Genomic DNA, 19,759 nt, shown 5'->3' with positions numbered 1-19,759 from the left:
CCGGTACGCGACCGCGAGGGACGGACGTTCGTCCGGCTGGACGACGGCACCGGACGGTACGCCTGCCTGTTCGCGTACGCGAAAGGGCGCCGGCCCGACAGCACGGCGCCGGCCGTCGCGCGCGCGGTCGGCGAAGCCGTCGGCCGGCTGTCCGCCGCGCTGGCGGACGTCCGGCCGGGGCTCGAGCCGGCGTATCCGCCGTATTACGAGATGGACCTCGCGCACGCCTCGTGCCCGCCGGAGAAGATCGCGGCCTTCTGCGAGTCGCCGCCCGACGGCTTCCGGCCGCTCGCTTCTCAGCTGCGCCGGTTGAACGAGGCGCTGCGCGACTTCCGCGTCCATCTTCCGAAGCTTCGCCGGCTGCCCCACCAGCTCATTCACGGGGACATCAACGATTCCAATCTGCTGGTCAAGCTCGAAGATCCCGCTTCGCTCGCCGCCGTGCTCGACTTCGAGTTCTGCACCCGGGATCTGCGGGCGATGGAGCCTGCCGTCGTCCTGTCCGGCATGCTCGACGCGGACGGAGCGGAAGACGCGATCCCCGAATTCCTCGAAGGGTTCGCCGGACGGATCCGGCTGGGGGCGGACGAAGCTGAAGCGATCCCGCTGCTTATCCGCCTGCGGAAGCTGGACGTGTTCGTCCACTTCCTCGGAAGGCGGCTGGACGGCGTAGACCCGGAGGAGACGCTGCGGGAGCAGGCGGAGAGCGCGGCGAACGGATTGGAAGCGCTGCGGGAGAAGCGGGGAGTTATCGAACGCTGGTGCTCCGCTCTGATCTAACCCCTGATCGAATTGGGGATTATGGACATGGAAGGAGGAAAGCGGCATGGGAAAGTATGAGAACGAGCATCAGTTGACGAGCCCGAACAGCAAGAGAGCGCTTGAGAGGATGCGGGCGATCTGCTCGAGGCTGCCCGAGACGGAGGAGAAGATCGACGGGTTCGGTCATACGGCCTTCCAGGTGAGAGGCAAGTCGTTCGTCCTGATGGGGGAGAACCACGAGGACGGAACCTGCAACGTCTCGCTTAAGGCTTCCAAGACGACGCAGGAGATTCTGCTGCAGCAGGAAGGCACCGCCTTCTTCAAAACGCCGTACATCGGCCAGCACGGCTGGGTGTCGGTGCGCGCGGAAGAGGCGACTCCTTGGGAAGAAGTCGCCTCCGTCGCGTTGGAAGGCTATTGCCTGGCCGCTCCGAAGCGGCTGGCGGCGCAGGTTCAATCGTCCGCGCGCTGACGGTCGATCGCCTGCTCCATCGTTTTGTCCGTCAGGTGGGCATAGATCTGCGTCGTCTCGGGCGAGGCGTGCCCAAGCTGCTCCTGCGTCTTGTACAAGTCGTTGCGCAGATAATAATCGGTCGCGAACGAGTGGCGGAGCTTGTGCACGGACAGGTACGGCTTGCCGAACCGCTTGGCGTACTTGATCACCATCTCCTGGATGGCGCGTTTGGTCATGCGAGAGCCTTCTTGCTTGCCGTTGGCGACGGCGAGGAAGAGGGCTTTCTCCCGTCTGGGCGCCTTGTAACGGAACTCCCGCTGGCTTAAGTACTCTTCGAGATCGGCGACGGCGTCCTGGCGGAAGTAGACCGGCGTCTTGAACGTGTCGTCGTTCTTGCCCTTCCGGTAGACGTAGGTCAGCTTCTTCTTCAGGTCCAGGTCGTCGACATTCAGGTTGACGAGCTCGGACACCCGCAAGCCCGAGTTCAGAATCAAGCTGACGATGCAGGCGTCGCGGATCCGGTTCAGCTCGTGGGCGCGGAGCGCCTGCTTGTTCGTCGCCACGTCGTGCGCGTAGTCCTCCTTAATGTAGCGGATGAACTCGGCGATCTCCTCCTCCTGCAGCAGCTTGCCTTCCAGCTTGGCCGCCGTGTCCTTCGGCTTGTGCGTCCGCTTGATCGACACCTTCGCCATCACGTTGCGCTTCAGCAGCGGATAGAACTCCTCGTCCTCCGCGATCTGGCTCAAGTAATGGAAGAGCGACCGGAGGGAGGACAGCTTCCGGGAGATCGTCGTGCGGCTGTTGGCGTGCTCCGTCCGCGTGGCGAGGAACATGCGGAAGTTGTCCACGCTGTCCATATGAAGCCTCTCGAGATCGACGAGAGGGATGTCGGTCATTCGTTCGGCCGAGGTCAGTCCTTCGGCCATCAGCCACGAGAAGAACGCTTCGTAATCGCGCACGTATTCGAGCAGCGAGGAGGGGGAGAGGTCCGGCAGCTTGTAGTTGACGAACTTCTCGACGTACCAGGGCATGCCGGGCACGCGGCGGTCAAGCTCCTCGCGGTCTTTCTTCTTCTGCAGATTCATCTGGTTATCACCCACTCGGTCGGCGAGATTTAAGGATTTGTTTACATAATCTTTATTATGTCGTATCAATGGATTATCCGATTATCGGAATCATTCATTAGTATAACATGGAAGAAGGACGAGGCGAACGAGAGTTCTGCCGTTTCTTGTCGCATTAACCGATTTAAATGTTAACGATCTAAAATAAATGGAGGGGAGAGCATCGGGATGCCGTTCGGGCTTCGCCTTTCGGCGCCGCCGCGTTTGGATTATGATGGAGAAGGGCGCACCCTCTGGAATCGCGCCTCCAAGTATAAGAAGCATAGGAGAGTGCCGCCATGGCTATCGTCCAAGTGACCATCGTCCCGCTCGGAACGGGAACGCCCAGCGTCGGCGAATACGTCGCCGCCGTCCAGCGGACGCTCGAGCAGGCGCCCGAGAAGGTGAAGTGGCAGCTGACGCCGATGAGCACGATCATCGAAGGCGATCTCGACGAGCTTCTCGCCGTCGTCCGCCGCCTGCACGAGGTTCCGTTCGCGAGCGGGGCGCTCCGGGTCTCGACGTCGATCACGATCGACGACCGCAGAGACAAGATCGGCTCGATGCAGCAGAAGCTGGACTCCGTCGCCGAGAAGCTGAAACCTTCGCCGTAACCGGATCGTCTAGAGGGAAGAGCTTCCATTACGAAGGGGGAGTCTTCCTTGAGTCGAATAAGAGGGATCGTCGCCGCGACCGCGCTGATCGCGCTGTTGATGTCGTCCGGCTGCGGGCGGGTCGGCTTCCTGTCGGACGGCGCGCCGGATCCAAGCGCGCTGTCGAGCCGGATGTTCCAAGAGCCGATGCCGTCCGTGCTGGAGAAGCTTGGCTACCGGGTGTTCAGCTCGTTTGCCGACGGGGACTCCGTTCATCTGGAGCTTAATCGGATCGGCGATCATCGCTCTCCGTTCGGCGACGAAGAGAAGCGCAAGATCCGCGATGCGATCTACGGCCATATCGGCTACGAATTCCCGCTCGAGATCGAGGGCAGGGTACTGGGCGACGTTCCCGAGACGACCGGCCGTATCACGGCCATCGACGGCGACCGGCTGCTCATCGTCGATTCCGAGCGAAGGATCGGCATGGACAAGCGGCCGGACGCGGCATGGTACTCGTTCGGCGGTTCCGACGCGCGGCTTCGTATGAAGGATAGCGGGGAGGCCGTCTCCTTATCGGATCTGAAGATCGGCTATACGGTCGAAGCGTGGAGCGAGGGCTTGATGCTGAGCAGCTATCCCGGGCAGACGTCGGGGCTGGAGCTCAACATAGTAAGCGCGGATGTCGGCGGACCCGATCTGAAGGGCACCGTGAAGAAGCTTCATTGGAACGAGAGCGACGCGGACGACCGCTATCTGGAGGTCGGCGGACAACGAATCCGTCTGATGAAGTTCACTCAATATCTAGTGGACGGACAGATGAGCTCCGCCGAGAAGTTGAGAGAAGGGGACCTCGTCGAACTGAGATTTATCGGGTATTCAATCATGCCGAACGAACAGGCGGCGACTCAGGTCGTCGTTCGCCATGGAACCGATCGAGGCTAGAGAAGCCTGCGAGAGAGCGCCGGAGAGGCGCTCTCTCTTCATTCACGCCGGCGTCGGCCGACGAAGGTTCGGCAGGGGAATTAGGGCCTTCGACTCATAGACAACTCTATCAAAGATACTCTGTTGACATTCACAATATCTTGATATAGATTAGATAAAGCAAACTACATATAGTTGGAAACGGCGCCTTGCCCGTCGCTAGACTGGCAAGGCATAATAGGGAAGCCGGCGAGAATCCGGCGCGGTCCCGCCACTGTGAAGGAAGAGTCCCCGTTCGAAGGAACCACTGGAGAGCGAAGCGCTCCGGGAAGGTGGAACGGGGGCGTCGACGCCTGAGCCAGGATACCTGCCTTTTCCGATCGACATAATCGCCTACGGAAGATAGGCGCGTCGGATCGTCCCGAGCGAGGAACTGCCCGAGCAGTCGCATACCGAGGATGCATTCGGCCCGCCACTTCCAGATTGTGCCGGATGCGTCTTTTATTGTCAGCATTTAGAGAGAGGAGACGGTACTATGCTGATTGCTTACGATTCGAAGACCGGCAACGTGAAGAGGTTCATCCGCAAGCTGGACCTTCCGTCGATTCAGATCGAGGAGACGACGACGCTCGACGAGCCGTTCGTTCTCGTCACCTATACGACGGGGTTCGGCAAGGTGCCCCCCAAGGTGCTGTCCTTCCTGGAGAACAATCACGAGAAGCTGGTCGGCGTATCGGCAAGCGGCAACCGGAATTGGGGAGACGGATTCGCGAAGAGCGCGGATCATATCTCCCGAATGTACGGGGTACCCGTTCTTAGCAAGTTCGAGTTGTCCGGAACGACCAAGGACGTCGAGATATTCCTGAGAGAGGTGAAGGCAGTTGCGTCATATTGAGCTTAATAACCTGCTGATGCAGCGCGATTCCGAAGGATTCTTCCAATTGGACAAGGACCGCGAAGCGGTCGAGGCGTTCATGGCCGAGGTCGACCGCAAGAGCCTCAAATTCGGCAGCACGGCCGAGAAGGTCCGCTACATGATCGACGAGGACTTCTACGAAGACGTCTACGAGAAATATTCCGCTTCGGAAGTCGAGGAAGTGTACGCCCTCACCCATAGCTACGACTTCCGCTTCCAATCGTATATGGCCGCATCGAAGTTCTACACCGACTATGCGGTCAAGAGCAACGACAAGTCGCTCTACCTGGAGCATTACCCGGACCGCGTGGCCATCGTCGCCCTTCATCTCGGACGCGGCGACGCGCCGACGGCGCTGAAGCTGGCGGCCGCGATGATGGAGCAGCGCGTGCAGCCCGCGACCCCGACGTTCCTGAACGCCGGCAAGAGCCGCCGCGGCGAGATGGTGTCCTGCTTCCTGCTCGAGATGGACGACGCCTTGAACTCGATCAACTACGTGCTCGGCACGTGCATGCAGCTGTCGAAGATCGGCGGCGGCGTCGCCGTCAACCTGTCCAAGCTGCGCGGCCGCGGCGAACCGATCAAGGGCGTCGAAGGCGCGGCGAAGGGCATCATGCCCGTGCTCAAGCTGATGGAGGACGCGTTCTCCTACGCCGACCAGATGGGGCAGCGCAAAGGTTCCGGCGCCGGCTATTACAACATTTTCGGCTGGGACGTCATGGAATTCCTCGACAGCAAGAAGATCAACGCCGACGAGAAGACTCGCCTCAAGACGCTGTCCATCGGGCTGATCGTTCCGAACAAGTTCTACGAGCTCGCGGAGAAGAACGAGCCGCTGCACGTCTTCGGTCCGCACTCGGTACATAAGGCGTACGGCGTCCACCTGGACGACATGGATATGGACGAGATGTACGAGACGCTGCTCGCCGACGACCGCGTCAAGAAGAAGGTCGTTCTCAGCGCCCGCGACATGCTGAGCAAGATCGCGACGATCCAGCTGGAATCCGGCTATCCGTACATCATGAACCGCACCAACGCGAACAAGGAGCACGCGCTCAAGGGCATCGGCACGATCAAGATGTCGAACCTGTGCACGGAGATCTTCCAGCTGCAAGAGACGTCCGAGATCGGCGACTACGGCGAAGCCGACATCATCCGCCGCGACATCAGCTGCAATCTCGCGTCGCTGAACATCGCGAACGTCATGGAGCGGCGCAAGGTCCGCGAGTCCGTGCACGAAGGCATCACCGCCCTCACCGCGGTCAGCGACATGACGACGGTCGCCAACGCGCCGGGCGTCGCCAAGGCGAACGCCGAGCTGCATTCGGTCGGCCTCGGAGCGATGAACCTGCACGGCTTCCTGGCGAAGAACAAGATCGCTTACGAGAGCGCGGAAGCCCGCGACTTCGTCCGCACGTTCTTCATGATGGTCAACTACTATTCGATCGAGAGAAGCATGGAGATCGCCCGCGAGAAGGGGCAGACGTTCGACGGCTTCGAACGTTCGGAATACGCGAACGGCGCTTACTTCGAACGGTATAAGACTACCGACTATCGTCCGGCGACCGACAAGGTCAAAGCCTTGTTCGAAGGAATCGAGATTCCGACTCCGGAGGATTGGACGAAGCTGCAGGCTCTCGTACAAGAGCACGGGCTGTATCATGCCTATCGTCTGGCCATCGCGCCGACGCAGAGCATCTCGTACGTGCAGAACGCGACGAGCAGCGTCATGCCGATCGTCGAGCCGATCGAGACGCGCACGTACGCGAACTCGACGACGTATTACCCGATGCCGTTCCTGAGCCGGGACAACTTCTTCTACTACAAATCGGCCTATCAGATGGACCAGTTCAAAGTGATCGACCTGATCGCGGAGATTCAAGCCCACGTCGACCAAGGCATCTCGACCGTCCTGCACGTCAACAGCGACGTAACGACGAGGGAACTGGCCCGATTCTATATCTACGCGGCGAAGAAGGGATTAAAGTCGCTGTACTACACGCGGACGAACATCCTGTCCGTCGAGAACTGCGTCAGCTGCGCCGTCTAACGGGCGGACGCGGAAGGAAGAGAGGAGAGCGCCCCCTATGTGCGCAATGAGAGCCGTCAACTGGAACCGTCCGGACGACGATTATACGAATATGTTCTGGAGCCAGAACATCATGCAGTTCTGGACCGACGAGGAGATCCCCCTGTCGGACGACAAAATGGCCTGGATGGAGCTCGGCGACGAAGAGCGCACGCTCTACAAGAAGGTGCTCGGAGGCTTGACGCTGCTCGACACGGTGCAAGGCGGAGTCGGCATGCCGAAGATTCTCGAGCACGTGGACGGCCTGCAGCGCAAGGCGGTTCTCGGCTTCATGGGCATGATGGAGCAGATTCACGCCAAGTCCTACAGCAGCATCTTCACGACGCTGGCCACGACCGAAGAGATCGACGCGGTGTTCCGCTGGGTCGAAGAGAATCCGTGCCTCCAGACGAAGGCCGACACGATCTCCCAGTATTACAAGAACATCGAGACTCGCAAGGACCTGTACCTGGCGATGGGCGCGTCCGTTCTGCTCGAGAGCTACTTGTTCTACAGCGGCTTCTTCTACCCGCTCTATCTGGCGGGACAAGGGAAGATGACGAGCAGCGGCGAGATCATCGATCTTATTCTGCGCGACGAGAGCATTCACGGCGTCTACGTCGGCCTGCTGGCGCAGGAAGTGTTCGCGGAGCTGGACGAGGACGAGCAGAAGGACGCCTTCGAGACGCTTCAAGGCCTGCTGCAATTCCTCCACCAGAACGAGATGAAGTATACGGAAGAGCTGTATACCGGTCTCGGGCTCGCTGAAGAAGTGAAGACGTTCGTCCGCTACAACGCGAACAAGGCGATGATGAACCTCGGACTCGAGCCGATCTTCCCGGACGAGGAAGTCAACCCGATCGTGTTCAACGGCATCAGCACGAAGACGAAGCAGCACGACTTTTTCTCCAAGAAGGGGAACGGTTACGTGCGCACGCTGAATGTCGAGCCGCTGACGGACGACGATTTCAAGTTCGACCTCTAAGCCGGCGATCCGGCGCAGCACCCCTTATTTTACGGCCATGAACGCCTCCGGGCGGAGCTCATGGCCTTTTGGCCATTCTTCAAGCCGGTGCGGCGGACGCATCGGCCCTTTGAATGGCCCGTCTTGGACCGGAACGTATCATGAACGCGCTTACAATTCGCCGGGCACCGACGGTCAGAGGAGGCACATCGATCTGAGAAGGACGACGATCGGCTTATTGGCGGAGAATAATTGGTTAAAAAACGAGAGCATTCAGCACCTGTTCCGAGGGGTTGCCGACGCTTGCGAGCGGGGCGACGCCAATCTCATCCGCTTCGGGTATATGAACGCCAACGAGCTGCTGAACGTGGAATCCCAACATCTCGTCATCACCGATCTGATCCGCCAATTCGAGCTGGACGGATTGATCTTCCTCGGTTGGACCATCCCCGTCCAAGGCGAATACTTGGAACGGCTGAAGAGGACCATTCGGATCCCGATGTTCAGCATCGGCAAGCGGTTGGAAGGGTTGCCCAGCAACTTCATGCACGGCGGCTACTACTTGCGAAAGCTGCTGCTCCATCTGATCAAGGGGCACGGATACCGGCGGATCGGCTACATCTGTCCTTGGTCGTACGACGGACGGAACGACATCTACAAGCGGACGCTGGAAAAGCACGGTCTCTTCGATCCGAATCTGTACGTCGGCGAATCGGAATTGAAGGGGCTGAACATGTACGACCGGGCGCAGCGGGCCGTCTCGATTCTGCTCGACGAACGGAAGGCGGCTCCGGACGTCGTCATCGCGATGACGATGGAGGAAGCCTACACCGTTCAGATGCTGCTCAAGGCGAGAGGCATCCGGATACCGGACGATATCGCGATCTGCTCCTACGAGGACGGGCAGCGGACTCGCTACGTCTCTCCGAGCATTACGAGCATCTACTTCCCGATCCGCGAGCTGGCGGATTCGGGAACGGAGCGGCTCCTGGAATGGATTCGGACGGGCGTTAAGCCTGGCATCCATTCGGTGGCGGGACGAATCGAATACCGGGAATCGTGCGGCTGCCAGCTCAGCCGGAGTCTCGAGGAATACGAACGGGAGATCTTCGAGCTGGCGAAGCAGAACGAGGAGAAGGATTACTACCAGAGGCTCATGGAAGAGATCAACCAGATGATCATGACCTCTTACAAGAGCCCCAGCCTGCTTCACGTTCTGGCGGCCGGCCTGGAGAAGCTGAACATCGCCAACTGCTCGGTATTCCGCTATTCGCCCGGAAGCCGCAGCTTCGGGGATTGCCTGCTGGCGTTCGAGACGATCGACGAGCTGCGCATCGCCTATCCGAAGCCCGTCACGTTCGAGGAGAGGAAGAGGAGCTCTCTCTTCCCGCGGAACCGCCGGTTCACGTACGCGGCCGAGCTGCTGCACGTCGCCGACGAGCACTATGGGTTCATGCTTATCGAGGCGTCCATCCTGGATATCCGCAATTATCTGTCGCTGGCGAGCCATATGGGGACGGCGATGAATTCGATCGATCTGATCGCCCGGCTGGAGGCGGAGATCGAGCAGAAGAACGGCAACGAGATTCGCCTGTCCCAGCTGGCGCAGTTCGATCCTCTGACGAACCTGTACAACCGCTCGTCCTTCCAGGAGATTCTGGCTCTCGAAGTGGGGAAGGGGAGTCCGTTCTCGCTCCTCTATATGGATCTGGACGGCTTCAAGCCGGTTAGCGACCGATACGGCCATGAGGCGGGAGACCTGCTGCTCGTCGCGATCGCCGACCGCATCTCCGGCGTTCTTGATGGCCGCGCGATCGTGCCCGACGGCTTGAACAGCGCTATCCCGCCCCGATCGGCCGTCTTCCGGCTCGGCGGAGACGAATTCACGGCGATTCTGAACCTCGTCGGGGAGGACGAGCTGAAGCGGTTGTCGGAGACGATCATCGGCGCCCTGCGGGAGCCGTTCGACATTCAGGGGAGACCGGTCGTCATCGGCGCGAGCATCGGCATCAGCCGCTATCCGGCGGATTCGGCCGATCCGAGAACGCTTGTCCAGTACGCCGACAGCGCGATGTACCGGTCGAAGGCGTCCCGTCAAAGGTTCAGCTTGTATTCTTGAGAATGGATTATAGTCCGCGAGTTCGAATGAAAAAAAAGAAAAACGGCTGTAGAGTCCGATTCAACGGATTCCGCAGCCGTTTTTCTACGTCCCGACCATTGGCAGATCGCCGGATGCGTTCAAATATACATAAAATAAATTATGTAATCAAATGCAGAAAATAATCCATTCGAATAGTTAATGAGACTAAATGTATAATTTTAAGATTACATAAATAATGTTATGTATATTATCTTTAGGGAGCGCTCGGCATCGACGGATGGGGGCGGAGCGGGGGTTCGTTCCGGATAGAAACGAGATGACGGGGCATTCTAGCCGCAGAGGCTGCAGGACGGACTAGGCCGTTCAGGCGAACGACTTTTTTTTTCGAACATCGCTTGACAAATAAATCCTCAGCTCCTAGAATGGGTTCAAACCAAATATTCAAATGTCGCGATTAGAAATAGTAGAAGGGAACCGACCTTCCAGAGAGCCGTTGGGTGGTGCGAAACGGCAGCGTCGATCCGTTCGAACTCGTCTATGAACAGCTGCCCGACAATGTAGGGTAAGACGGAATTCCACCGTTACAGGGATAGATGGTGTTGGCCATCGAATGAGCTCATTTCGGATGAAATGAATTAGAGTGGTACCGCGGGTTAAACCTCGTCTCTATCGTAGAGACGGGGTTTTTTTGTTGGTCAAAGTCCGGGTTTGGCCAGCCCCGCTTCACATATACAGGCGGCACGACCGCCCCCGATTCGCCTAATCGCACGACGAGGAGGAACCCCCATGAATCGCAACATTATCGTATTGGACACGACGCTGCGCGACGGAGAACAGGTGCCGGGCGCCAAATTGAACGTTCGACAGAAGGTCGAATTCGCCCAGCAGCTCAAGCGGCTTAACGTAGATATCATCGAAGCGGGATTCCCGGCCTCTTCGGCCGGCGACTTCCAGGCGGTGCAAGAGATCGTCCGCACGGTGGGCGACGCGGTCTCGGTTACCGCCCTTGCCCGCGCGGTCAAAAGCGACATCGACGCGGTGTACGAGAGCATCAAGCTGGCCAACGATCCGTTCATCCATATCGTCCTCGGCACCTCGAACATTCACGTCGAGAAGAAGTTCAGCCGCTCGAAGGAAGCGGTCATGCAGATGGGGGTCGACGCGGTCAAGTATGCCCGCGCTTTGCTCCCCCACGTGCAATATTCGACGGAGGACGCTTCGCGCTCCGAATTCGAATATTTGTGGCAGACGATCGAAGCCGTCGTCAAGGCCGGAGCGACGATGATCAACGTGCCCGACACGGTCGGCTACGCCGTTCCGGAGGAATTCGGGGAGCTGATCCGCAAGATCAACGACCGGCTGAAAAATCTGAATCCGGACGTCATCCTGAGCGTGCACTGCCACAACGACTTGGGCTTGGCCACCGCGAACACGATCAGCGCGATCAAGAACGGCGCCGACAAGGTGGAGTGCACGATCAACGGCCTCGGAGAGCGGGCCGGCAATACTTCGCTCGAAGAAGTCGTCATGGCGCTGAAGGTTCGGGAGAACTACTTCGGCTGCTCGACGAACGTCAAGACGACGGAGATCTTAAGAACCTCCAAGCTGCTGACCCACTTGACCGGCCTGGACGTGCAGGTGAACAAGGCGATCACCGGAGAGAACGCGTTCGCCCATTCGTCGGGCATCCACCAGGACGGTTTGCTGAAGGATAAGCAGGTATACGAGATCATGTCGCCCGAGGAGATCGGGGCGGAGAGCATGGAGCTCATCCTGACGGCCCGCTCCGGCCGGCACGCGTTCAAGAACGCCGTCGAGAAGATGGGCTTCGAAGCGGGCGATCCCGAGGACTTCGAACGTCTGTTCGCGAAGTTCCTGGAACTGGCCGACGCGAAGAAGGAAGTGTACGACCACGACGTGTTCTACCTGGTCACCCAGCATCGCAAGCTCGAGCCGAACGGAAGCTTGTACGAGCTGGAGTCGTTCCAGGTCGTCACCAACGATCTGTACCCGACGGCTACCGTCAAGCTGCGCAAGGGCGGGGAGACGTTCAAGGACAGCTCGGTCGGAGACGGCCCGATCGACGCTCTCTATAGCGTCATCAAGTCGCTGACCGGACTCGACGTGGAGCTGAAGGATTACAAGATCAACAGCCTGTCTAGGGGCAAGGAAGCGATCGGCCGGGTGAACATCCGCCTCGAGCATCAAGGGAGGACGTATTCCGGTCGGGCGATGGACACGGATATCATTAAGGCGAGCGCTCTGGCGTTCTTGAACGGCATCAACGCCGCCGTGCTGGATTCCGCAAGCGAAGGTTGATCGTTTAGGAGTTGAAAAAAAAGGGGACTATCCGTCGAGCGATTCGACGAATAGTCCCCTTTGGGCTGCGAGGCCGGCAGCCCTGGTCACAGCCAGAGAGAACCGGCGATGCCGCACAGAACGCCCAGCGCCATAACCGAGAGCGTGACGAACAGAAGCACCCGCTTCGGGAACGAGCGGGACACGATCAGCAGAGACGGCAGACTGACGCCGGGCAGCGTCAGAAGCAGCGCCGCGGCCGGTCCCGTTCCGACGGAGAGGAGCGACTGCGCGATCGGAATCTCGGCCGCCGTCGGAATGACGAACAGCGTGCCGATGACGGCGAACAGCACGATCGCGACGATTCCCTCGGATGCCCAGGCGGGCAGCATGAAGCTCTGAAGGCAGCCGGCCAGGAAGACGGAGACCGCGTAGATCGGCGCGATTCCGAGGAACAGCAGGGCGAGGCTCTTCAGCCAGCGAAGGGCGAGCGGCGCCCGGTTCGCCGGTTCTTCCGGGATCGCGAATCTGTTCGGCAGATCGCCGAGCTTGCCGCGATCGGCGAACCGCTCCGCCAGGTAGCTGATCCCGAACGTCAGGATCAGACCGAAGACGAGGCGGAGAACGGTGAACTTCCACGACAGCACGAACGTCATGAAGACGAGCGTCGCCGGGTTCAGCGTCGGATTCCCGATCCAGAAGGCGAGGCTCGCCCCGATGGATGCTTGCCGCTTGCGCATCCCGACCGCGATCGGAGCGGCGCAGCAGCTGCACATCATGCCGGGCAAGGAAGCGGCTCCGCCGATCAGCGTGCTTCGGGCCGACGCCTGGCCGAACGCCTTCGCCAGCCAGTTCGCGGGCAGCAAGGCTTGAATCATCGAAGAGACGACCAAGCCGAGAACGGCGGCCTTCCATACCGACCTGAAGTAAGCGATGCTGTAATCGTAAGCCGAACGCGCAATATCCGACAGAGATTCGGAAGAGGCTCCCCCGAGGATGGAGGATCCGATCGAATGGGTGTCGGCGGCGTTCGCCGCTTTATGATAATAAGGCCACCACTTGACGTACATCAGCCCGGCCAGGGTTACGATCAGGAAGACGGCGGCCAGCGCGACCGCTCTGCCCCTGGAAGATCGCGCGGCGGCCGGCGCATGCGGCAGAGGGGTATTCGTTGTCATTTGGAACCTCCTGTATTGGACCGTTGTCCGTTGACCAAACTGGATTATAGCATAATTCGGTCTCTTCGGTGAACGGAGATGGTTGGCATTGCGTTCGCTTCGGCCGATCGGGTACGATGGATACGTAGAGTTCGGGGCGTCCATCGCCAACGTTCATAGGAGAGGAATGATAGTTTTGAGCGCGAACGATATCGTTAAGTTGACTTCTCTGTCGAGCAAGGGAGGGTGCGGGTGCAAAATCGGGCCGGGCGATCTGTCCCAGGTCATCCGCAGCCTGCCGCGCCGGGAGACCGATCCGAATCTGCTCGTCGGCATCGAGACGAGCGACGACGCCGGCGTCTACCGGCTAAGCGACGAGCTGGCCCTCGTCCAGACCGTGGACTTCTTCACCCCGATCGTGGACGATCCTTACTCCTTCGGGCAGATCGCCGCGGCCAACGCCATCAGCGACATTTACGCTATGGGAGGCAAGCCTTTAACGGTATTAAATATCGTAGCCTTCCCGATCTCGACGTTGGATAAGAGCGTGCTGGCCGAGATTCTGCGAGGCGCGGGAGACAAGGTGCAAGAAGCGGGAGCCACGCTCGTCGGCGGCCATTCCATCGACGATAAGGAGCCGAAGTTCGGCTTGGCGGTGACCGGGCTCATTCATCCGGACCGGATCCGGACGAACGCGGGCGCCAAGGCGGGGGACAAGCTCATCCTGACGAAGCCGATCGGCGTCGGCATCCTGACGACTTCGATCAAGAAGGATCTCTTGAGCGAAGCCGAGATCGCCCGCGTGACCGCCGTCATGTCCACGCTCAACAAGACGGCCGCCGAAGTCATGAGCCCCTACGACGTCCATGCCTGCACCGACGTGACGGGCTTCGGCCTGATCGGCCATGCGCTCGAGATGGCCAAAGGCAGCGGCGTCGGCATCCGCATCGACGGCGCCCGGGTTCCGAAGCTGCCCCGGATTCGCGAGTTGGCCGAAGCCGGCAACGTACCCGGCGGCACGAAGAAAAACCACGAGCACGTGCAAGCGGACGTAACGTTCCCGGAATCGATGGACGCGATCGATCGCTGGATTCTGTGCGACGCCGTCACATCCGGCGGGCTGCTCATCTCCGTCGCGTCCGAGCAATCGGAACGGCTGCTGGACGAGCTGGTTCAAGCCGGCGTCGAAGCGAGCCTGATCGGCGAAGTCGTCGGCGAAGAGGCGGGACGCATTCAAGTCCTCTAATAGAACGCGAAGAAGGTTGACATCATGTTTAAAGACGTATCATGGGAAGAGTGCCTCGAGAGACGGGGCGGGTTGACCGTGATCGACGTTCGGTCGCCGGGAGAGTTCGAGGAGGCCACCATTCCGGGCAGCTTGAACATCCCTCTGTTCGATAATGAGGAACGGGCCGAGATCGGCACGATCTACAAGCAGGTCGGCGTTCAGGCGGCCAAGGACCGCGGGCTCGAGATCGTCTCCGCCAAGCTTCCCCGGTTCGTGAAGCAATTCGCCGAGATTCCCGGGAACAAAGCCGTGTTCTGCTGGCGAGGCGGCATGAGAAGCCGGACGACCGCGACCGTGCTGTCGCTGATGGGCATCTCTTCGTATCGGCTGACGGGCGGCTATCGCGCTTACCGGCAATGGGTCGTCGAGAAGCTCGGGACGATGACGTTCAAGCCGTACGCTTACGTTATCCAGGGGCATACGGGAAGCGGGAAGACGGCCCTTCTTCGCCGATTGAAGCAGGCCGGGCATCCCGTGCTGGATCTGGAAGGCATGGCAGGCCACCGCGGCTCCGTATTCGGCGAGATCGGAACGATAGCGCGCAACCAGAAGACGTTCGACTCGCTGCTCATCGAGGAATTGATCGCCTATAACGAACGCCCTTACGTGCTGTTCGAAGCGGAGAGCAAGCGCATCGGCAAAGTCGCGATACCGGACCTGCTCATCGCCAAGCGCTCGAAGGGGCATCAAATTACGATAGAACTCCCGGTCGACGTTCGGGTTCGCCATATTTTGGAGGATTACGAGCCTTGGCGGCATGCGGAGGAATGCCGGCAGGCGTTCCGCCACATCCGTTCTAGGATCCATACCCCGATCGCCTCCGAGATCGACACGTGTCTGAAGACGGAGCGCTACGACCGGGCGGTCGAGCTTCTTCTGACATCCTATTACGATCCGCTGTATACGCGATCTTCGGGCCAGTTCGAACGGGAAGCGGGAGACTTCGACGGGCAGACCCTCATCCGGGCTTCCTCTCTAGACGAAGCCTATGACCGGATCGAAGCGACGCTGCGGGAGCGGGCGAGCTTGATCCGTTCCTGACGGCGTCAGTCCGGCCCCCGCTTTTCCTCATTAAAAAGTCGTACAAGCCGAAGTTCCTTCATACCATGTACAAGTACACGGTAGGGAGGGGCTTCGGCTTGAACGCGTTTATCAGCCATTTTTTTCTAGGGTTGTCTCTCGCCGCTCCGATCGGTCCGATCAACGCCGCCCAGATGGACAGGGGAATCCGGCACGGCTTCCTGCATGCCTGGTTTATCGGCCTAGGCGCCATGCTGGCCGACGCGATCTTCATGCTGCTCGTTTATTTCGGCGTCATTCACTTCCTGGACCGGCCGTTCATGCGGACGTTCCTCTGGCTGTTCGGCTTCTTCGTGCTGACTTACGTCGGAGTCGAGACGCTTATCGGAGCGGGCAAGACTCAAGGAGGACAGCGGGGCGGCGACGAGTCTCTGTTCCGAACGTTCGCGGCCGGCTTCCTCATGTCGATCTCCAATCCGATGTCGGTCTTGTTCTGGCTCGGCATCTACGGCTCCGTTCTCGCCGATATGATCGCCCGGTACGAAGCGCTGGAAGTGATGGTGTACAGCTCGACGATCATGGCCGGAATCCTGCTCTGGGACCTGTTCATGGCATTGACCGCGAGCGCCTTCCGCCGGATGCTAACGAGCCGGCTCCTTGCCGGAATATCGGTCGTATCCGGCTTGTCTCTGATCGGCTTCGGCCTTTATTTCGGCTGGGAAGCGTATCGCGTTCTGTTCGGTTGACCGGCGGCTCCACAATCGGCGCATGACGAGGGTTACCGCCCCGATGACGGCGACGAAGCCGAGACTGATGAAGAAGCCGGGACGGCTGACGGGGTGGAACCACGTCCCGCTCACCGCCAGGACGATCAATGCCATGCCCAGACCGCTCTTGATCCGCTCCCAGGCGTTCGGCTTCAGCAAGCGTCCGGAAGCGAGCAGGATGAACAGCCAGTTGTACAGCAGCATAAGACCGGCCGCGGTCGTTACGTATTCATAGACGGTATCGGGCAGGAGAAAAGCGAACAGAACCGACGCCGCCACGCCCGCGGCCGTAAGCCCGATGGCCGCCCAAGGCTTGCCTTCCCCGCCGCCGCGCCGGGCGGCGAACAAGGGAGGGGCGTCCTTCTCCGAGGACAGCGTGACGAGCATCTTCGTCACCGCGAACAGCGAGGCCGTCATCGTCGAGAAGCCGGCGATTACGAGAACGGCGTTGAACAGATGCGGGACGAAGACGAGCCGATAGTCCGCGAGCGCCACGACGAACGGGCTCTCCTTCGCCCGATAGGAGGTCCAGGGCTCCAGCAGCAGCACCAGGCCGATGGACAATACATAGACGGAGCCCAGGGCGAACAGCATGACCCTTCCCGATCTCGGCGCCTGTTCCGGCTTCTCCAGCCTCGTCGCCATCAGTCCGAGCGCTTCCAAGCCGCCATAGCCGTAGAACGCGAAGATGAGGGCGGCCCATAACCCGGTCCAACCCGAAGGCAGCCACCGCTTGGGTATGGCCGGTCCATGGGCGGCCGTCTTGAACACGCCGAACAGAACCAACGCCGCCAAGACGATGAACAGGAAGATCGCGGCGATCTTCAGAACCGCGAATCCGGTCTCCAACCGTTCGAACCCGCGCGTTCCTGCGACGACGATGAGCAAGCCGAGCGCGCCATAGCCGATCGCGAACGCCCACATCGGAATTTGGGGGAACCAGAAGCGGGAGAACAGGGATAAGGCGGTCAGCTGGCTTCCGACGATGAGAAGCTCGGACGACCAATAGACCCAGCCGCTGCCGAAGCCGGCCCAGCGGCCGTAAGCCTTCTTGGCGTAGGATCGGAACGAGCCCTCCAACGGTTCGCTCGCCGTCATCTGCGCCAGTCTGTCGAATACCAAGTACGCCGCCACGGCGGCGATCGCATACGCTCCGACGACGGCCGGACCGCCGATCTCGATGGCCAGGTGGGAGCCGAGGAAGAAGCCCGTGCCGATCGTAAAGGCTACGCCCAGCAGCGATAGCTGCCACCACTTGAGCTTCTTGTCTTCTGAAGTTCCGCGAGCCACTGGTTAACCGCCTTTCCGAATCCGATTGCCTGTCCGATCGTGCTCTTCCGATGCCCTCCGAAGCTTCGTTAGCTTATCCGGGCCGCCATTCGTCTTATTCGATGGAAAAATCGGGCGCCGACGCCGAAATTCGTCCTCCCTTGAATGAAATGGGGCGGATAGGCGTTCAACCGCGGAGATACATTAATTTCGGTTACTAACGACGGATCTATGGAGCGTGAGATATGGGAATTTTGGACGGCAATCCGAAAAACGAGCCTTTGCATTACGGTGAAGTCTATGCGATCTGGCAATTCTCCATGGTGGCCAACGGGTGTATCTCCGCTTACCGGGCGCTTCGGTATCATGCCGGCGACAAGGATCTGAAGAAGCTTCTCGCCGACGGGATCGACCAAGCGGAATTGGAAGTCAGCGAATGCGGCCGAATTCTGAACGCCAACGGAATCGTTCCCCATCCGGGGTTCCCGGACCGCCCGGAAGCCAAGTTGGAGGATATCCCGGTCGGAGCTCGCTTCGGCGACGCCGAGATCGCCCCGATGCTGGCCGCCGACATGGCAGCCGGGCTGGTCGCCTGCAGCCAGGTGATGGGAATGAGCATACGCGAAGACGTAGCCGCTCTGTTCGCCAAATATCATGCGACCAAGGCCGCCATGGGACTGCGCATTCTTCGGCTTAGCAAGGAGAAGGGGTGGCTCGTTCCGCCTCCCCTGCAGATCAAGAGGCCCGAACCGGTACATTCGTAGCGGTCGAGAAGAGGCGGCAGGAACGTTCCTGCCGCCTTTGCTTTTTTTGTGGAACAAGCGTATGTCCGGTCTTCAATGGGAAGTGTCGTATAATCCCGGGCTATGTTCGTTAGGCATGTCGGGCAACTGCGGTACCGGGAATCCCTGGGGAGGCTCCGTGACCGCCAAGAGCCCGCCGTTGCGGCTCGGACTCTCGCCTTGGAAGATCTCGTGGATTCGCGTCGGGTCGAGCCGGAAATTGAACTGGGCGTTGTGATAGCCGAGATCGACGTATTTGCGGCACTCCGGGTATTTGTTGATGTCGTAGTTGGGGACGGGGAACAGCTTCGCCCAGTCGACTCCAAGCTTCTCGAGAGCCTTGGCGAAGGCGTTCTGATGAGCGTTGTCCCGAACGATCAGGAAGGCAAGCGTCTCGCGGAACGCCCGGTTGGAGCTCATCTCGTAGATTCTCGTCTTCTGCAGAACTCCGGTCGATTCCAGGATGACATTGTTCAGCATGTCGGCGATCAAATTCCCATGGTTATAAACCCAAGATCCGTTCCACGGGTTGCCCGCGGCATCCACCGGCAGGGAGCTCTTGGCCCCCATGATGAAGTGGTGCGGATTCGCGTGCTTGATCGCTTCGTCGATCGGCGCCGCGTCCGCGCCCGCGTTGCCGGGATCGGATAGTCCGGCTCCGTTCAGGAGCTGATTGATCGTGCTCTGAACGAGCTCCACATGGGCGATCTCCTCCAGGAATACGCCTCGCAGCAGGTCGCGGAACGGCTTCTCCTTGCCGCGGAAATTCGAGCTTTGGAAGAAGTACTGCATCATCGTCCGCATCTCGCCGAATTGTCCGCCGAGCGTCTCCTGCAGCACTTTGGCTGCCGACGGGTCCGGTTCGTCCAATTCGATGACGTTGATCAACTCTTCTTTGTAATAGTACATTTGGGGCTGGCACGTCCTCTCGAAGGAAATGGATTCTTCGTTACCCTGTCCCAATCTTCGAGGGATATTCCGTACTCGGCGTATTCGGCCTACGGAGCGGGTAGATCGGTGGAGCGGGTAGAGAGCGTGGAGCGGGACGGTGGCGAATATTACCGGTTGCTAACGGAACTCGCAGGGTGTATTCTATAACTCCTGCCGCTGAACGACAGCGCTTGGCGGACGGGCTTGCTAACGTCGAGAGGAGCCGCGAGGCGGTCTTGACGGAACTGGAAACAACAAACAGTTGCAAGTTAGCGAGCATACGTGATATATTCTTTTTCCGGCCGCAAAACGGCTGGGAGATAAAAAGCAACAAAGAAACGCACTTGTTCCTTGAAAACTGAA

At 59.7% G+C, this 19,759-nt stretch carries 17 protein-coding genes, 1 riboswitch and 1 other annotated feature; of the genes, 13 read left to right on the top strand and 4 right to left on the bottom strand.

Features of this window, described 5'->3' with window-relative positions; genetic code table 11:
* Both H7B90_RS31540 and H7B90_RS31535 read left to right on the top strand, forming a co-directional pair.
* Nucleotides 1–780 (top strand): phosphotransferase enzyme family protein (locus H7B90_RS31540; protein WP_185139881.1); only part of this gene is annotated, 780 nt, incomplete at its 5' end.
* Nucleotides 781–826: 46 nt separating this feature from the next.
* Nucleotides 827–1,234, top strand: coding sequence for an MmcQ/YjbR family DNA-binding protein (locus H7B90_RS31535; RefSeq protein ID WP_185139880.1), 408 nt, complete (start codon nucleotides 827–829; stop codon nucleotides 1,232–1,234).
* On the opposite strand, the gene xerS is transcribed toward H7B90_RS31535, so the two are convergent.
* Nucleotides 1,216–2,301, bottom strand: coding sequence for a tyrosine recombinase XerS (gene xerS / locus H7B90_RS31530; RefSeq protein ID WP_185139879.1), 1,086 nt, complete (start codon nucleotides 2,299–2,301; stop codon nucleotides 1,216–1,218). The two genes, H7B90_RS31535 and xerS, sit on opposite strands and share 19 nt — an antisense overlap.
* Nucleotides 2,302–2,618: 317 nt before the next feature.
* Here xerS and H7B90_RS31525 point away from each other — a divergent pair, with 317 nt between their 5' ends.
* The 7 genes from H7B90_RS31525 to H7B90_RS31495 all read left to right on the top strand — a co-directional run bounded on the left by H7B90_RS31525 (nucleotide 2,619) and on the right by H7B90_RS31495 (nucleotide 12,204).
* Nucleotides 2,619–2,933: an MTH1187 family thiamine-binding protein gene (locus tag H7B90_RS31525; RefSeq protein ID WP_185139878.1), complete on the top strand. Its 315-nt coding sequence runs from the start codon at nucleotides 2,619–2,621 to the stop codon at nucleotides 2,931–2,933.
* 48 nt (nucleotides 2,934–2,981) lie between these two features.
* On the top strand, nucleotides 2,982–3,857 hold the full coding sequence (locus H7B90_RS31520; RefSeq protein ID WP_185139877.1) for a hypothetical protein: 876 nt from the start codon (nucleotides 2,982–2,984) through the stop codon (nucleotides 3,855–3,857).
* Nucleotides 3,858–4,021: 164 nt separating this feature from the next.
* Nucleotides 4,022–4,225: riboswitch (cobalamin riboswitch) on the top strand.
* 146 nt (nucleotides 4,226–4,371) lie between these two features.
* The gene (gene nrdI, locus H7B90_RS31515; protein WP_185139876.1) at nucleotides 4,372–4,731 is read left to right on the top strand and encodes a class Ib ribonucleoside-diphosphate reductase assembly flavoprotein NrdI; all 360 of its coding nucleotides are present in this window, start codon (nucleotides 4,372–4,374) and stop codon (nucleotides 4,729–4,731) included.
* Nucleotides 4,718–6,802, top strand: a complete 2,085-nt coding sequence (nrdE, locus tag H7B90_RS31510; RefSeq protein WP_185139875.1) for a class 1b ribonucleoside-diphosphate reductase subunit alpha — start codon at nucleotides 4,718–4,720, stop codon at nucleotides 6,800–6,802. The genes nrdI and nrdE overlap by 14 nt, the downstream gene beginning before the upstream one ends.
* Nucleotides 6,803–6,839: 37 nt before the next feature.
* Complete coding sequence (gene nrdF / locus H7B90_RS31505) at nucleotides 6,840–7,805, top strand: class 1b ribonucleoside-diphosphate reductase subunit beta (RefSeq protein ID WP_185139874.1); 966 nt, start codon at nucleotides 6,840–6,842, stop codon at nucleotides 7,803–7,805.
* A 109-nt stretch (nucleotides 7,806–7,914) separates the two neighbouring features.
* The gene (locus H7B90_RS31500; protein ID WP_185139873.1) at nucleotides 7,915–9,903 is read left to right on the top strand and encodes a substrate-binding and GGDEF domain-containing protein; all 1,989 of its coding nucleotides are present in this window, start codon (nucleotides 7,915–7,917) and stop codon (nucleotides 9,901–9,903) included.
* Between the two features lie 423 nt (nucleotides 9,904–10,326).
* Nucleotides 10,327–10,556, top strand: a binding site (T-box leader).
* A gap of 115 nt (nucleotides 10,557–10,671) precedes the next feature.
* Complete coding sequence (locus H7B90_RS31495; protein ID WP_185139872.1) at nucleotides 10,672–12,204, top strand: 2-isopropylmalate synthase; 1,533 nt, start codon at nucleotides 10,672–10,674, stop codon at nucleotides 12,202–12,204.
* Between the two features lie 86 nt (nucleotides 12,205–12,290).
* On the opposite strand, the gene H7B90_RS31490 is transcribed toward H7B90_RS31495, so the two are convergent.
* Entirely contained in the window at nucleotides 12,291–13,361 is a 1,071-nt protein-coding gene (locus H7B90_RS31490) for a permease (RefSeq protein WP_185139871.1), read from the bottom strand.
* Between the two features lie 166 nt (nucleotides 13,362–13,527).
* Here H7B90_RS31490 and selD point away from each other — a divergent pair, with 166 nt between their 5' ends.
* The 3 genes from selD (at nucleotide 13,528) to H7B90_RS31475 (ending at nucleotide 16,394) form a co-directional block, all read left to right on the top strand.
* Complete coding sequence (gene selD, locus H7B90_RS31485) at nucleotides 13,528–14,586, top strand: selenide, water dikinase SelD (RefSeq protein WP_373315996.1); 1,059 nt, start codon at nucleotides 13,528–13,530, stop codon at nucleotides 14,584–14,586.
* Between the two features lie 24 nt (nucleotides 14,587–14,610).
* Complete coding sequence (gene mnmH, locus H7B90_RS31480; protein ID WP_185139869.1) at nucleotides 14,611–15,669, top strand: tRNA 2-selenouridine(34) synthase MnmH; 1,059 nt, start codon at nucleotides 14,611–14,613, stop codon at nucleotides 15,667–15,669.
* A gap of 98 nt (nucleotides 15,670–15,767) precedes the next feature.
* On the top strand, nucleotides 15,768–16,394 hold the full coding sequence (locus H7B90_RS31475) for a LysE family transporter (RefSeq protein ID WP_185139868.1): 627 nt from the start codon (nucleotides 15,768–15,770) through the stop codon (nucleotides 16,392–16,394).
* Here the strand turns inward: H7B90_RS31475 and H7B90_RS31470 are convergent.
* Nucleotides 16,290–17,705 (bottom strand): amino acid permease, encoded by a 1,416-nt coding sequence (locus tag H7B90_RS31470; RefSeq protein ID WP_185139867.1) that lies wholly within the window; start codon nucleotides 17,703–17,705, stop codon nucleotides 16,290–16,292. The genes H7B90_RS31475 and H7B90_RS31470 overlap by 105 nt on opposite strands.
* 224 nt (nucleotides 17,706–17,929) lie before the next feature.
* Here H7B90_RS31470 and H7B90_RS31465 point away from each other — a divergent pair, with 224 nt between their 5' ends.
* Nucleotides 17,930–18,448, top strand: coding sequence for a DUF3231 family protein (locus H7B90_RS31465; RefSeq protein WP_185139866.1), 519 nt, complete (start codon nucleotides 17,930–17,932; stop codon nucleotides 18,446–18,448).
* A 72-nt stretch (nucleotides 18,449–18,520) separates the two neighbouring features.
* Here H7B90_RS31465 and H7B90_RS31460 read toward each other — a convergent pair whose 3' ends face one another.
* Nucleotides 18,521–19,375: a manganese catalase family protein gene (locus H7B90_RS31460; RefSeq protein ID WP_185139865.1), complete on the bottom strand. Its 855-nt coding sequence runs from the start codon at nucleotides 19,373–19,375 to the stop codon at nucleotides 18,521–18,523.
* Between the last annotated feature and the right edge of the window lie 384 nt (nucleotides 19,376–19,759).

Origin of the sequence: Cohnella xylanilytica, assembly GCF_014212175.1 — a bacterium.
Classification (GTDB): domain Bacteria; phylum Bacillota; class Bacilli; order Paenibacillales; family Paenibacillaceae; genus Cohnella; species Cohnella xylanilytica.
This window is presented reverse-complemented; position numbering and strand designations above follow the sequence as displayed.